Annotated in this window: 13 protein-coding genes; 11 read left to right on the top strand and 2 right to left on the bottom strand. The window is 38.3% G+C overall.

Going from position 1 to position 15,058, the window contains the following annotated elements:
* Positions 1 to 3 precede the first annotated feature (3 nt).
* From A379_RS07300 to A379_RS07275, 6 genes are all read left to right on the top strand, one after another.
* Positions 4 to 723, top strand: a complete 720-nt coding sequence (locus tag A379_RS07300; protein ID WP_040727176.1) for a hypothetical protein — start codon at positions 4 to 6, stop codon at positions 721 to 723.
* A gap of 10 nt (positions 724 to 733) precedes the next feature.
* Positions 734 to 1,600, top strand: coding sequence for a DUF6502 family protein (locus A379_RS07295; RefSeq protein WP_051145080.1), 867 nt, complete (start codon positions 734 to 736; stop codon positions 1,598 to 1,600).
* Positions 1,601 to 1,604: 4 nt separating this feature from the next.
* Entirely contained in the window at positions 1,605 to 2,672 is a 1,068-nt protein-coding gene (locus A379_RS07290; protein ID WP_040727175.1) for a DUF5666 domain-containing protein, read from the top strand.
* Positions 2,673 to 2,906: 234 nt separating this feature from the next.
* A complete protein-coding gene (locus tag A379_RS07285; RefSeq protein ID WP_051145079.1) occupies positions 2,907 to 4,346 on the top strand; it encodes an ATP-binding protein in 1,440 nt (479 codons plus the stop codon).
* A gap of 3 nt (positions 4,347 to 4,349) precedes the next feature.
* Positions 4,350 to 5,048 carry a response regulator gene (locus A379_RS07280; RefSeq protein ID WP_040727174.1) on the top strand — a complete coding sequence of 233 codons (699 nt, stop codon included), beginning with the start codon at positions 4,350 to 4,352 and terminating at the stop codon, positions 5,046 to 5,048.
* A 422-nt stretch (positions 5,049 to 5,470) separates the two neighbouring features.
* Positions 5,471 to 5,833: a hypothetical protein gene (locus A379_RS07275; protein WP_040727172.1), complete on the top strand. Its 363-nt coding sequence runs from the start codon at positions 5,471 to 5,473 to the stop codon at positions 5,831 to 5,833.
* A 29-nt stretch (positions 5,834 to 5,862) separates the two neighbouring features.
* Here A379_RS07275 and yihA read toward each other — a convergent pair whose 3' ends face one another.
* Positions 5,863 to 6,561 (bottom strand): ribosome biogenesis GTP-binding protein YihA/YsxC, encoded by a 699-nt coding sequence (gene yihA / locus A379_RS07270; RefSeq protein ID WP_040727171.1) that lies wholly within the window; start codon positions 6,559 to 6,561, stop codon positions 5,863 to 5,865.
* Between the two features lie 316 nt (positions 6,562 to 6,877).
* Here yihA and A379_RS07265 point away from each other — a divergent pair, with 316 nt between their 5' ends.
* From A379_RS07265 to A379_RS07245, 5 genes are all read left to right on the top strand, one after another.
* Positions 6,878 to 8,980 carry a cytochrome c biogenesis protein ResB gene (locus A379_RS07265; RefSeq protein WP_081696371.1) on the top strand — a complete coding sequence of 701 codons (2,103 nt, stop codon included), beginning with the start codon at positions 6,878 to 6,880 and terminating at the stop codon, positions 8,978 to 8,980.
* 13 nt (positions 8,981 to 8,993) lie between these two features.
* Entirely contained in the window at positions 8,994 to 10,172 is a 1,179-nt protein-coding gene (ccsB, locus tag A379_RS07260; RefSeq protein ID WP_106381691.1) for a c-type cytochrome biogenesis protein CcsB, read from the top strand.
* A gap of 29 nt (positions 10,173 to 10,201) precedes the next feature.
* Positions 10,202 to 10,828 carry a thiol:disulfide interchange protein DsbA/DsbL gene (locus A379_RS07255; protein WP_040727169.1) on the top strand — a complete coding sequence of 209 codons (627 nt, stop codon included), beginning with the start codon at positions 10,202 to 10,204 and terminating at the stop codon, positions 10,826 to 10,828.
* 222 nt (positions 10,829 to 11,050) lie between these two features.
* Positions 11,051 to 12,706 (top strand): acetolactate synthase large subunit, encoded by a 1,656-nt coding sequence (locus A379_RS07250; RefSeq protein ID WP_040727168.1) that lies wholly within the window; start codon positions 11,051 to 11,053, stop codon positions 12,704 to 12,706.
* A 186-nt stretch (positions 12,707 to 12,892) separates the two neighbouring features.
* Positions 12,893 to 13,231, top strand: a complete 339-nt coding sequence (locus A379_RS07245; RefSeq protein WP_040727167.1) for a hypothetical protein — start codon at positions 12,893 to 12,895, stop codon at positions 13,229 to 13,231.
* On the opposite strand, the gene recQ is transcribed toward A379_RS07245, so the two are convergent.
* On the bottom strand, positions 13,228 to 15,030 hold the full coding sequence (recQ, locus tag A379_RS07240; protein WP_040727166.1) for a DNA helicase RecQ: 1,803 nt from the start codon (positions 15,028 to 15,030) through the stop codon (positions 13,228 to 13,230). The two genes, A379_RS07245 and recQ, sit on opposite strands and share 4 nt — an antisense overlap.
* Positions 15,031 to 15,058 lie beyond the last annotated feature (28 nt).

Raw genomic sequence — 15,058 nt, 5'->3', positions numbered from 1 at the left:
ATAATGACTCATACAATTTTTAAAATCATTTTTTTGCCAATCGTGCTCATCCTGATAGGTGCCTTAACGTTAAGCAAAGTGGTTCAAGCGGCTGACAGCACAAAACTCACTACGGGCGTTTTTTATGCTAACGGTCAAAGTGACACCATCAATAGTGACGATGTTACCTCTATATCAGTACCACTGTTACTGTCTGTAAAAAAAGACAAACTCTCTTTTGGTGTATCTATGTCCTATTTGACCATTGAGAGCGGCAATATTAATGAACAAGGCCTAGGTGATACAACGCTTTCACTGGGTTACGATTTAAGCCGTAACTTTACAGTTAAACTGAAAGAAAAACTCCCTACGGGTGATGAAAACAGAAGTTTAAGTACAGGTGAAAACGACACCTCTGTTCAACTGGATTATTTTGCAATCGCGGACAAAAACGTCTCTTTCTTTGGGTCTGTTGGTTATAAACTGGTCGGCAAGGTCGCGGGTCAAAATATGCAAGATACCGCTTATGCATCCATTGGTACAGGCCGTCTTTATAGCGATAAAACCAGTATTGGTGTAAGCCTAGACTATAGAGAAAGTGTGTTTAGAAATTTAGATGACCAACTGGGTATTGCCGCCTTTATCAGCAAGCCTCTGAATGAAACCTATAGCCTGTCTGGATTTGCTGGCTTTGACACAACGCAAACCAATAGCATTGGTGTAAGTTTAACAACCAAATTTTAAAGAATAGAATATGACTCAAGACTCTCCTGCATCCATTAAAGAAAAAGCACTTGCTAAAGCACTAAGCACCATGCTTAGGCCTTTGGTTCGTCTATTAATTCATCAAGATATTACGTATGTTGGTTTACTAAACTTGCTTAAACGTACTTATGTGGAAGTTGCTGAAGAGTCGTTTTCTATTGAAACCAAAAAGCTTACTGATAGTCGTATTAGCCTATTAACGGGGATTCATCGTGGTGACGTTAAACGCATCCGTACCGAAAACTGTAACCAACCTACTGAAAAAGAGTTAAAGGCCAGTTTAAGTTCGCAACTTATGTCTATTTGGATGGGGCATCAAGGCTATATTGATTCAGAAGGATTACCGCTCTCACTGTTCCGCTACCAACAAGATGGTAGCCCCTCTTTTGAAGAGCTCGTGTTTTCAATCTCTAAAGATAAACACCCCAGATCTATTTTAGACGAATGGCTTACTCAAGACTTGGTAGAGCTATTAAATGAAGATGGCTTAGAAAAAATTCAGCTAACTCAAGCGGGTTATGTGCCTGAAGAAGACTTTGAAGAAAAACTGTTTTTTGCGGGTAAAAACATTGGTAGCCACCTTACCTCAGTAGCACATAACTTAGAAAATCAAACCCCTGCTATGTTTGATAGAGCCGTCTATTACTCAAATCTTACTGATGATTCGATTGAAAAAATCGAACGCCTTTCAAAAGAGCGCATGATGGCTGCATTAACTGAAATCAACCAGTTTGCTAACCAATTGCAAGAACAAGATTCTACCGCTAACAATGCCAATAAAGAGATGCATGTTGGTGCTTATTTTAGCCGCGCATCACTAAAAAATGCGCAATCAAGTTCATTAGAGCAGGAATAAGTTCATGTTGCATTTTGCTGCTCTAAAAAAAGGGATTATTGGGCTTACTCTGCTGACTTTTCTGAGTGCTTGTCAATTAATGCCAAGCGAAGTTAAAACGGCTTCTAACTCTGGGTTTGGTGGCACAGGGAAAACTGCAGAACAACCAACACAAGTGGCTAAAACTTCTGGATTTGGTGGCACAGGCCAAGTGGCTTCTAACTCTGGGTTTGGAGGTACAGGTATTATTGGTACCATTACCGAGTTTGGCAGTATTTGGGTAAATGGGATTGAAGTTGAATATGACCAAAATGTAAATGTCAGTTCAAACCTCTCAAGCAAAGAAACCCTACAACTTGGGCAACAGGTAGTGGTAGAAACCGTCAGCAACCATAAACAACCTTGGACAGATACCATTCAGGTTTTCTATCCTTTAGCAGGCCTGGTAGAAAAGGTTGAGGATAACCAACTTGTTATTGATGGACATACCGTTACTATCAATAATCAAACTATTATCGCTGACGGCTTAGAGCTTAAAGAAGGTTCAATGATTGCGGTCAACGGTTATCCAGAAAACGAAAACCACTGGGTAGCAACCCGATTGAGTCACAATACAGAGAACAAACACCTCTACCAAGTAACACCTAATGTATTGTTCTCTAACAAGGTAACCAATCTTATTATTGAAACCAATAAGACACAGTTATCCGAGTGGAATAAAGCCTTCTCAGGACTAAACATCAATGTAATTCAAAACCCTGAGAGTAGCCAATCCAATCCAAAATACTTGTTAAAAGCAGAGGTTAACCAGGGCAAAATAACGGGTTACCACCTTCATGATTACTATCGTGTGATAAAAGGCCAAAACGTTAAACAAGGAAGTGAATTGAATCACCTAAAAGAGAGTTCTTCCGAAGGTGGTCAAATAAAAAAGCCCCAAGAGCCTCTAGATATCAAAGAGGCTCATGAAGCCTTTAAGGATCATCAATTTTCAATGCAAAACCAGCTAGAACAGATGCACCAAATTCAAGAGATGAAAGAAACCATACAAAATATGAATGACATAAAAAGTCAAATGAACCTCAAAAAATAACTCATATTTAATCTATTAAAAGACCACTAAAGACCCAAAAGGTTTTGAGTGGTTTTTTTATTTCAACCTTGGCAAAGTTGCACATTTTTTGCACCTTTAAAATTAAAATTTTAGCTATAGTTTTATATCTGGTTAGCGCTCTTTAGCCATAAAACCTTAGCTTATTCAAAACGGGTTTATTCCGCTGTCTAAAAGAGCGAGTGGTAAACTGTAAAAAATTATTGGAAAACGTTCATGGGTATACGCTTAAAGTTAATCACTTTATTACTGCTATTTGGCTTTATTGTGCTGGGAGCTCTTTTGTGGAGTAACCAGTTTGTTTTGCATAAAACCATGTTGCACTACATCGATCAGCGCGACCAACAACGTCTTGAACGTTTGCAAAGTAATTTAGATTTTTATTTGCAACATGAGCCTGTCACCACCGCTGAACAAATCCCCGAAGTCATCTGGCTGAGAATGTTACGTCTATCACACCGAGTTGATTTACAAGAGAACCCGCTTCCAATTGAATTTGTACTAAAAAAAGAGAGCAAAAAACGTAAACGTAGCTTTCCATCTGATGAGTTTGAAAACCGTGTAAGCCTAATCGGTGATAATGAGTTAATCATCTTTGGTACCACCCTTGAAAAAACAAATATTCGTCTGCCAATTTATCAAGATAACCGCATCATTGGGCAAATTGGTTACCACCCTTTAAAAGAGCTTATTGAAAAAACCGACATTGAATTTGCCGAAAATCAATTCAAATTACTCAGTTTAGGTGCGTTGTTTATCACCCTACTTGCTCTGCTGATTATTTGGCCATTAGCCAATCACCTCATTGCGCCAATTCGCCAGATCACAGAGTCAATGCGCCAGCTCACTTCGGGTGATTTTAGTCACCGCTTAAACATCCAACGTAAAGATGAGTTTGGCGCACTCCAAAGAGATGTCAATCACTTAGCTAAAACCTTAGAGGCCTCTCAGCTCAGTCGTAATCAATGGATAGCCGATATTTCACATGAGTTGCGCACCCCATTAACCGTGCTTAATGGGTCTATTGAAGCGATGCGCGATGGGATTCGCCCAATGAATGAAAAAAACCTTGAGCAGTTGCATCAAGAAGTGGGTTTATTACAACGTTTAATTGAAGACCTCTACCAACTCAGTTTAAGTGATGTAGGTGCCTTACAATATGCGATGCAACGCCTAGATTTTAGCCAACTGCTCAGACAAACTGCAGCACAGTTTGAAAACAAAGCCCAACAAAAAGGCTTAGCGCTGCAAATCACCAAGTTTGAAAACAAAGCCTGGATTCAAGGTGACAGCGAACGTTTACAACAGATGCTTAATAACCTGCTACAAAATGCCATTGACTATACCGATGCCGTTCAAGCTGATGGTTCTAAAGGCACTGTGCAACTGAGCTTAATGCAAAGTAACCAGGCCTGGTTACTTTGCATTGAAGACAGTTCGCCAGCCGTTACTCAAGAAGAACTGACCCATTTAAAAGAGCGTTTTTTCCGCGCTGAAGTTTCCAGAAACCGCCGAACAGGCGGCACTGGCCTTGGTTTAGCCATGGTTAGCCAGGTCATAGAAGCACATGAAGGTGAGTTTACAATTGAATTATCCAAATTAGGCGGTTTAAAAGTGTGTATCTTTTTACCGTCTGATAACTCAAAAGGTGGTTAATGTATGAACCAAACCATTGTCATCGTTGAAGATGAAATAAAAATAGCTGAGATTATTATTGAATACCTTCACAGCCACGGTTATCAAACTCAATATTTTGAATCGGGTGAGGGGGTGATTAACTGGCTAGAAAATAACCAAGCTGACTGCGTATTGCTGGATGTTATGCTGCCAAATAGTCAGCTTTATGGCGATGGTTTAGAACTCTGTAAGAATATTCGCCGTTTTAGCCAAGTGCCCATTATGATGATTACCGCTCGAGTTGAGGAACTTGACCGTATTTTGGGTTTAGAATTAGGTGCAGATGACTATATTTGTAAGCCGTTCAGCCCGCGTGAAGTGGTGGCCAGAGTCAAAGCGCTGTTACGTCGTTCAAACTTACCGAATCAAACAATACAATCAAGCGATTGGCAACTTGATGAACAGCGCTATCAAGTTCACTTTAAAGATAAAAGTACTGACCTTTCTGCCGTAGAATTTGAAATTCTGCAAACACTCTCTAAATCACCAGGCAGAATCTTCTCCCGCTCGCAAATTATTGACAGCATTTACCATGATAATCGAGTGGTTTCTGACCGCACTATTGACAGCCATATCAAGAAACTCCGCCAAAAACTCAGCAGTGCATTTGGTGAAAACGATTGGATTCAGTCTGTTTATGGTGTGGGTTATAAGTTTTTATTAGATAAAACAGAAGGGTAAGAGTATTTATGATTAATAAAAATATTAACCACGAAGACACGAAAGCACGCAGAATTCTAAAATAGCACACTAGTTTTATTTGAATGAATAACCCTACTAATTGCCATTCGTTATAAAACCTTATAAATAAAGTATTTATGTCGCACGAGTTAAAACATATGAACAGTGTTATCTCTAATCGCTATTACTCCTTTTTAAACCTTCGTGTCTCCGTGTCTTCGTGGTTGATTCTAACTAATCAATCACAAAATATGGATACCTAAAAAGAGAAACCAACACCTTTCACAAACTACCATTTTGCTTGCATAAAGTTTGCACAGTTCATTGAGATACTACACCTGACCAAAACAGAAAGCGTAAAAATGGTTCTCTTAAAAAATCCGCTTCTGTTTATTAACATACCCTGTTTAGGAGATTATCTCATGAAAAAACTCACTACTCTTATGGCGGCTCTTGCTTTAACTTCTGCTTCATTTGCTGTCTATGCCGATTCACACATGAATGATAAAGGGGCTAAAAAATGTCACCATCACTCTATGCATAAAGATCATAAAAAATTAAGCCCAGAAGAACGCCAAGCAAAAATGGAAAAACGCATTAGCCATAAGGTTGAGCGCATGACTAAAAAGCTTGATTTAACTGAACAGCAACAGGCTCAGTTAACTGATATTTTAAAAACTAAAATGCAAAAGAAACGCCAACTCTATAAAGAAAGCAAACAACAAATCGAAAATATTCTGAACCCAGAGCAGATTCAGAAAATGAAAGCCTTTAAAAAAGCTTAAAGTAAAACGAGAGCAATATGAGCCAACGTTTAAAACGTTCTAATATTGCTCTTTTTTTTCTTTTTCTTTAATTTAGTGCCCTTTTCAGCTAAGTGTCTATGCTGAACCACGACCTCTTTTTTAGGTCGCTCAAACTCCATCCAACAATCAAGCTTGTCCCAAACCTCATCTAAACCTTGCTTATTTAAAGATGAAAAAAGTTGAACTGTTGCATGAGGATAGTTCTCTTCAATAATATTTTGCATGGTATGCAGGCTAGCATTTGCTGGACCTTTCTTTAACTTATCAGATTTGGTTAACAGAACATGAACAGGCAAACCTATATCTAAGGTCCAATCCAACATCACTAAATCAATTTCAGTGGGTTCCATTCTCGAATCAACCAATAAAATTAACCCTTTTAAGGCTTCTCGTTTTTCTAAGTAGGTACTTAACCCTGCTTCCCAGGCGCGTTTTACTTTTACATTCACCTTGGCAAAACCATAGCCTGGTAAATCCACTAAAGCACGAGTCTCATCGACTGGAAAAAAGTTAATTAACTGAGTACGCCCTGGGGTTTTACTGGTTCTTGCCAAGGTTCTCTGCGTTGTAATCACATTTAAAGCGCTCGACTTACCTGCATTAGAACGTCCAGCAAAGGCGACCTCATGGGTAAGCTCTTCTGGACATAAATCAATAGTGGGTACACTTTTTAAGTAAGTGGCTTGCTGATAAAGAGGATGCTGCATAGTCGTGTCATAAGTTCCATTGGTGAATTAGCCGCCTTCATTCAATCATCAATAACCCCCAAAACTAAAGGGCTTTACAAGTCTATTCATGGCGTACAAAAATCATATTTTAATACTTTATCAATGATTTACATAGGTATATACTCTATCCTATTTTTTAACTGATTCTATCTAGTTACCAGATGGTTTGTATATAAAACGCCCTTTTAAAATTAAAGGGTAAAGTGAAGAATTCTGTTTTTTTGTATATAAAACAGTCACCTACAAATCAGTAAATAATAATAGCTTTCTAGATAAAAATAACCAAAACGATACTATGACTGAAATAACACAAGCTAAAACGAACCCTACTATGCCCTCTAGAGAGCCTAATAAAACCACTCAAGTTAAAAAAACGAGTGTTTTTATGAACTTTTTAGGCTCAATGAATCTAGCCGTTACATTATTGGTTATGCTCTCTATCGCCTCGGTAATAGGTACCGTATTACAGCAAAATCAAACGGTACAAGATTACATTATTAAGTTTGGTCCATTTTGGAGCCAGGTATTTGAACAGTTAGGTTTGTTTCATGTTTATGGTGCAGCTTGGTTTGTATTGGTACTAGTGTTTTTATTAGTTTCAACCAGTGTTTGTGTAACCAGAAACACCCCCACCTTTTTAAAAGACATGAAACAGTACAGTGAAAAACTGTCTAAAAGAGCACTGCAACATCAACCAAATAAAACCGTTATTGAAAGCCCTTTAGCTTTAGAACAACAACAGGGATACGCTAAAGCATTGCTTGAACATAATGGTTATAAAACCAAAGTACATACTCGTGATGATGGCAGTGTGACTGTTGCTGGTCTAAAAGGTCGTTGGAACCGATTAGGGTATTTCTTTACCCATGTTTCCATTATTGTGATTTGTGTAGGCGCTTTACTAGACAGTAACCTATTGCTTAAATTTAGAGAGTTAACAGGCGATTTAATGCCAGAAACTCGTTCTGTCAGTTTAGATCAAATTGACCAAAAATCTTGGTTAGGGCCTGAAAACCTCTCTTTTAGGGGGTCTGTTAATGTTCCTGAAGGAGAAAAAACAGATGTACTATTTCTTCCTTATGAAAACGGTTATTTGGTTCAAAAACTGCCGTTTACAGTAGTGAATAAAAACTTCCGAATTGAATATTACGACACAGGAATGCCTAAGTCATTTGAAAGTGATTTAATTCTAACAGCACCCGATCTAGACAAACCAATCGAACAAACCATTGCAGTAAACCACCCTCTTTATTATAAGAACTATGCCATTTATCAATCCTCTTTTGGTGATGGTGGTACAAAGCTAAATATTAAAGTTCACCCTCTTTTATCGCCAATTGAAAACGCCATTAAAATTGAAACAAGCGTTAATAGTATTGAACCTTTAAAAACCCCTGTTGGTACCTTTAAGGCGGAGTTTAATGACTTTAAAATGCACAATATTGTGCCTGCTACTGAAGAAGAATTTAAATTAACTGGCCACAAAATGCATAACAATGGGCCAACCATTATCTTTAAAGTAAGAAATGATCAAGGTAAAGCTTGGGAGTATGAAAACTACTTCTTACCAAGTAAACAAGAAGAGCGCTGGTTCTTTATGACGGGTGTGCGTACAAGCAATGCCGAACCATTTAGATACCTCTTTATTCCAGCAGATGCAAACCGCAAAAAAGAGCGTTTCTTCAAACTATTAACTAAAATCAATAACCCGTTAACCACTAAAGAGTTATTTGCTAAGCTGTACCCTAAAGCCCCTGATATGTCACAACAAAGCTATGACACTCAAACCAAGTTACTACAACAACTATTGATGTTATTCCGTAGTAAAGGTTTTAACGGTATCTCAGGTTTTGTTGAGAAAAACGTACCTAAAGAAGACCGTGAAAAAGTGTCTGATTTCTACTTCAGCCAAACCAGTTTTGTGTTGCAAACACTCTATATGGATCTATTAAAAGAAGAAGGTGTTGTTAAGAGTTATGACGAAGAGATTTCTGACTTTGATAAAACTTGGTTTGAAGATGCTTTAAATACCATTTCAGGCCTATCAGTTTATGGGCCTCCAATGTATTTTGAAATTGAAAACTTTAAACACATTGAAGCCACAGGATTACAAATTACCAAGTCACCAGGTAAAGACGTGGTTTACTTTGGTAGTGCCATGTTAATCATAGGTGTATTCTTCTTGTTTTATGTAAGACAACGCCGTACTTGGATTCATATTCAATCTAAAAACAATGACGATGAAACAGAAGGTTTGGAAGTGACTATTGCTTCTAAAGATAATAAAGATTTACCAGAAACCACCAAAGAATTTGAATCTATTGTGACCAAGATTCAAGATTATAATAACAAGTCACTAGAACAAAAAGATAACAACAAACAAAATTCAGATAAATAATAAGGCTACGATTATGCAAACTGAAAATTACATGGACGAATTTAAAAATTCAAATAGGCCATCCATATCAATTCGAGATATTGCTTGGGCATCTTTTGTTACTTTCATCTCCTTTTATGGGTGGTATGAATTTGGTAACTTAATGGATGAGTATGAGGTGGCCATATTAATTGGTACTGCTATCAGTTTGATTTGGTTGGGTCGCTTTTGGCCAAGCATTCAAACCGTTACCCTTGTTACTGCTGCAATGAGTTTTTTAGCCATTTGGACCTATGCTAACCATGGCAATGTGTTTGCCGCTAATGAACAAGCGTTTTTCTTAAAGTATTTAATATCCAGTCAATCTGCCATTATGTGGATGAACGCACTGATTATATTAGCAATGGTCACCTACTTTTTAGCACTCTATCAGAAATCTGAATTTACTGGAAAAGTGGCAACTGCCATGGTGTGGTCGGCGGCTGTTTTTGGCTTAATTGGAATGATGGTTCGCTGGCGCGAATCGTATATCATTAATTTTGATTACGGCCATATTCCAGTCAGTAGCCTATATGAAGTTTTTGTTCTATTTGTTGTGTTAACTGCACTTATTTATCTCTATTACGAACAAAAATACAAAACACGAAACCTGGGTGGTTTTGTCATGATGGTTCTGAGTGCCGCTGTTGTCTTTATTCTTTGGTATATTTTTGATAAAGATGCGCATGTAATTCAACCATTAGTACCTGCACTAAAAAGCTGGTGGATGAAAATTCATGTACCTGCTAACTTTGTAGGTTATGGCACCTTCTCTATTGCCGCAATGGTGGGTTTAGCTTATTTACTTACCGCTAAAATCGCTGCTAAAAACCCAGATAGTGCTTTTGTTAAACGTATGCCTTCATTAGAAATGATGGATGATTTAATGTACAAAAACATTGCCTTAGGTTTTGCCTTCTTTACCATTGCCACCGTATTAGGTGCTATGTGGGCTGCCGAAGCTTGGGGTGGTTACTGGTCATGGGATCCTAAAGAGACCTGGGCACTAATTGTATGGCTTAACTATGCGGCTTGGTTACATATTCGTATGTCTAAAGGTTGGCGTGGTACACCGATGGCTTGGTGGGCACTGATTGGTTTATTGGTTACTACTTTCGCCTTTTTAGGGGTTAATATGTTCTTATCAGGTTTACACTCGTACGGTGAGTTGTAATTAACCTAAATGATTTTGAGGAGTTCATAATGAAGCGCAGAACATTTTTAGCTGGTTTAACAGGTCTATTAGCAACAACGAGCATATCTACTTTTGCCGCTGAAGGGTTTGGTTTAGAGCAAGGAGTGGAATATAAAATGGTTCCACAACCGCAATCTACTGCACCTCATGCAAAAAAGGTCGTTGAGATATTTGGTTATACCTGCCCTCACTGTTATCACCTAGAACCGAGTTTACATGAGTGGTTAAAAACCAAACCTAAAGATGTTCATTTTGAGCGTATGCCCGTGGTATTTAACCACCCAAACTGGATATTTATGGGTCGCGTTTTCTATACTGCTCAAGAACTCGGTGTGTTAGAACAATCTCACACCCCATTTTTTGATGCCTTGCATAGAGATAAAAAAGAGCTCTTTACTCCAGAGAAAATTGCTCAATTCTTTACTCAATTTGGGGTTAAAGAAGCCGATTTTATCGCCACCTTTAAGGGGTTTAAAGTTGACCAATTAGTTAGACAAGCCGCTAAAATGACCCGTGCCTATGGTGTTGAAGGTGTACCTGCGATTGTAGTAAATGGTAAATATCTTACGGATGTGCCTATGGCTGGTAGCCGCGATAAAATGTGGACAGCTGTAAACCAGTTAACCAATCAATAAAGAACACCGTAATATTTTAATTCACCCATATTTACCAATCTATACGCGAGATATAAAGTCTCGCGTATCCATATTGTTTAAATCCGCTATTCCTCTTGTTTGTTCAAATTTACTCTAAATATTAAGTTACCAGGCCTGGTTATTTCGTTTATTAATCTTCATAATAAAGCCTGTTTAGCACTCTGCAATTCAATTTAAAAAAATCAAAAAAGCGAGCATGCCATGAAAGCAGCCAATCTATTTGTTAAATGTCTAGAAAATGAAAATGTTGAATTTATTTTTGGAATTCCTGGTGAAGAAAACCTAGATATCATGGATGCGCTTCTTGATTCAGAGATTAAATTCATCACCACACGACACGAACAAGGTGCCGCTTTTATGGCGGATGTTTATGGTCGTTTAACGGGTAAACCTGGTGTCTGTATGTCAACACTTGGCCCTGGTGCAACTAACTTAGTTACAGGGGTTGCCGATGCCAATATGGATAATGCCCCGCTTGTGGCTATTGCTGGCCAAGCAGGCACAACTCGTTTGCATAAAGAATCGCACCAGGTAGTAGACCTAGTTAGTATGTTCAAACCCATTACCAAATACGCAACCCAAGTTTTAGAACCCGAAACCATTCCAGAAGTGGTACGTAAAGCCTTTAAAATTGCCGAAGCCGAAAAGCCAGGTGCCACCTTTATTGATCTACCTGAAAACATCACTGAGATGGACACCGATGAGTTACCACTGCCTGTCAGCACCAACCGTTTGACCTTTGCCCATCGCAGTTTATTAAAGCAAGCAGCTGAACTGGTAGCTGAAGCTAAAAATCCACTTATTTTGGTCGGTAATGGTGCCGTACGTTCTCGAGCTGGAAAATATATTGAACAATTTATAAGCACTCACAAAATACCCGTTGTAAATACCTTTATGGCTAAAGGTATTATCCCGTTTTATAACGATATGGCGATGGGAACCGCTGGTTTACAAAAAGGTGATTATGAAAATGCGGGGTTTGAAAAAGCGGATTTAGTCATTTGTGTAGGCTTTGATATGGTGGAATATCATCCCCATCTATGGAATCCAAATCGACAACACACCATTATTCACATCGACACTAAAAAAGCCGAAGTGGATAACCGTTATATTCCTGAAATTGAGCTTATTGGTAATATTGGTGCTAACTTTGCAGGATTAGGAGAGGCTTTAGATGAAATTCTTGAAACGCCTATCAACTCTACAGACATTGAGTTTCATTTACGTGAAGCGATGATTAATGAGATGAATCGCTGCCGTAAAAGCGATGCTTGGCCAATGCTGCCACAAAAGATTATTTGGGATCTGCGTACCGCCATGAAATCAGATGATATTGCAATCAGTGATGTTGGTGCCCATAAAATGTGGATGGCACGTATGTTCCGTTGCGATGAACCTAATACTTGTATTATCTCAAATGGTTTTGCTGGTATGGGCATTGCCGTGCCTGGTGCGGTGGCGGCCAAACTCGCCTATCCTAAAAAAGGCGTTGTTGCGGTAACAGGCGATGCTGGATTTATGATGAATTCACAAGAAATTGAAACTGCTTTACGCTGCCAAACACCTATTGTGATTCTGATATGGAATGACAGCCAATACGGCTTAATTGAGTGGAAGCAACAACGCCGTTTTGGCCGTGCCGCTTATATTGATTTTAAAAATCCAAACTTTGTAGATTACGCAAAATCATTTGGTGCACAAGGCGTCCGCATTGAATCTGCAGACCAGTTATTGCCAGCCTTACAAACGGCACTTAATAGCAATACCGTTACTATTATCGATTGCCCTGTAGATTACTCGCAAAATGATCGTTTAACAGAACTGTTAGGTAATGTTTTATCTGAAATAGATGATTGATTGAAAAACAAAACACTGCAATTAAATACGAATTAAATTAGGATGTTAGCTCTATTAATTTGTAATGATGGGCTAAAAGTTTTACAAACTAAACTTACACCTTCATAATCTTTTAAATAACCAGGCCTGGTAGTTTGAGTTATTTAAAAATTTAAAATTTAGAATATTTTTAAAATAGGCAAGACTATGATTTATATCGAACGAAATTCAACTGGTGATATTGATAATATTCATTTTGCTCCAGCTCCTAATTTAGAAGAGATTAGTCTTCACGATCCTAAATTAAAAGAGTTTATTGAAACCGCACCTAATAGCGAAGAAATTATTCAAGCCGTATTAAATCGCTTAGATTTAGATATGGTTCGTATTATTGAAGATGTGATTGATATCTTAATTGATAAAAATATTATGCTGTTTACTGACTTACCTGATGCGGTACAAAATAAAATTCTCTTTAAGAAAAATATTCGTAACCTTTCAAGCGGCAACTCAATTATTGAAGAAGAAGAGTTAATTAACTTTTAATGTTTTAACGCTCTTAAAGCGCCTAAAAATTCAAAACCATAGCGGGCTAATTTGGTTTCACCCACCCCGCTAATAGCTAATAATTCAGAATCAGTTTGTGGTCTTTTCTGCGCCATTTCCACTAAAGTAGCATCGCCAAAAACTTGGTAAGCGGGTATGTCTTCGCTCTCTGCAATCTCTTTTCGTAAAGTTCTTAACTCTTCAAAACAAGCTCTGTCTTTATCTAATAAGGTCTCTTTAGATGATTTTTTACCAGGCCTGGTCACTTTTGCATTCTGTTTTTTTGGAAACGCTAATTGAACCTCTATCTTACCTTTTAAAACATCACCAGAAAGCGCTGTAAGCTTCAATACCGAATAATTTTGGATATCTTGATAGAGATACCCTAAATGAATCAATTGACGCAGTATGCTTGACCATTCGTGCGCTGAATACTCTTTACCAATTCCATAAGTGCTTAATTGATGATGATTGAGATTTCGAATACGCTCATTATCCATGCCACGCAAGACATCAATCACTTGTTTAGCACCAAAACCTTGATTCATTCTATACACACAAGACAACGCTTTTTGCGCGGCCTGTTTGCCATCAAATAAGGTGGGAGGATCTAAACAGATATCGCAATTGCCACACGGTTTATGGCTAGGTTCCGCAAAATAATTGAGTAAAACATTGCGTCTACAAGTTTGCGCTTCCGCAAAATCCACCATACTGGAGAGTTTAAAATTCTCCAAACGACGTTGGTTCTCATCAGGTACATTTTCAACAAAATGTTTTGCGGTGGCCACATCTTGCATACCAAACAACAATAAGGCTTCTGAAGGCAAGCCATCACGCCCCGCTCGTCCTGTTTCTTGGTAATATCCTTCTATGTTTTTAGGTAAATCGTAATGCACCACAAAACGCACATTGGGTTTATCAATCCCCATACCAAACGCCACAGTAGCGACTACAATATCAACTTCATCACGAATAAATTGCTGATGAACAGAGTGTCTTATCTCAGCAGGTAAACCTGCATGATAGGCTTTGGCATTAATACCTTCATCTTTCAGTTTTTCAGCGACTTCTTCAACCCGTTTACGACTTAAAGCATAAACAATCCCACTCTCTTTTTGATGGGTTTCTAAAAACCCCATCAATTGCTTCATTGGATTGTGTTTTTCGAGCACTTTATAACGAATATTTGGACGGTCAAAACTGCTGATATGCACTTTAGGATTATGAAAGTGTAATTTATCGATAATATCTTGGCGGGTGGTTCTATCGGCTGTGGCGGTTAACGCTATAAACGGTACTTGATTAAACCACTCTCTAAGCGAACCCATTTGACTGTATTCAGGTCTAAAATCGTGACCCCATTGCGAGATACAATGCGCTTCATCAATGGCAAATAAACTAATCGGTAGACTTTGTAAACGCTGAATGAATTGCTGATTTAATAAACGTTCTGGCGACACATAAAGCAGATCTAATTGACCTAAATGTAATTGACTTAATACATTTTCAGCTGATTGAGCATCTAAACTTGAGTTGTAATAAGCAGCACTCACACCATTGGCTTGCAAAGCAGAGACTTGATCTTGCATGAGGGCAATCAATGGCGAAACCACAATAGCCGTACCAGAGCGAATAAGCGCAGGGATTTGATAACAGAGCGATTTACCGCCCCCTGTTGGCATTAAAACAAAACAGTCTTGTCCTGAAATAACATCATCAATAATCTCTGCTTGCTGGCTACGAAACTGGTCGTAACCATAAACACTTTGTAAAACTTGCAAGGCCGTTAACGACATAGAAATATTCTGTTTAATGAATGAGCGG

It is taken from the genome of Thiomicrorhabdus sp. Kp2, assembly GCF_000478585.1.
In the GTDB taxonomy this organism is placed as follows: domain Bacteria; phylum Pseudomonadota; class Gammaproteobacteria; order Thiomicrospirales; family Thiomicrospiraceae; genus Thiomicrorhabdus.
This window is presented reverse-complemented; position numbering and strand designations above follow the sequence as displayed.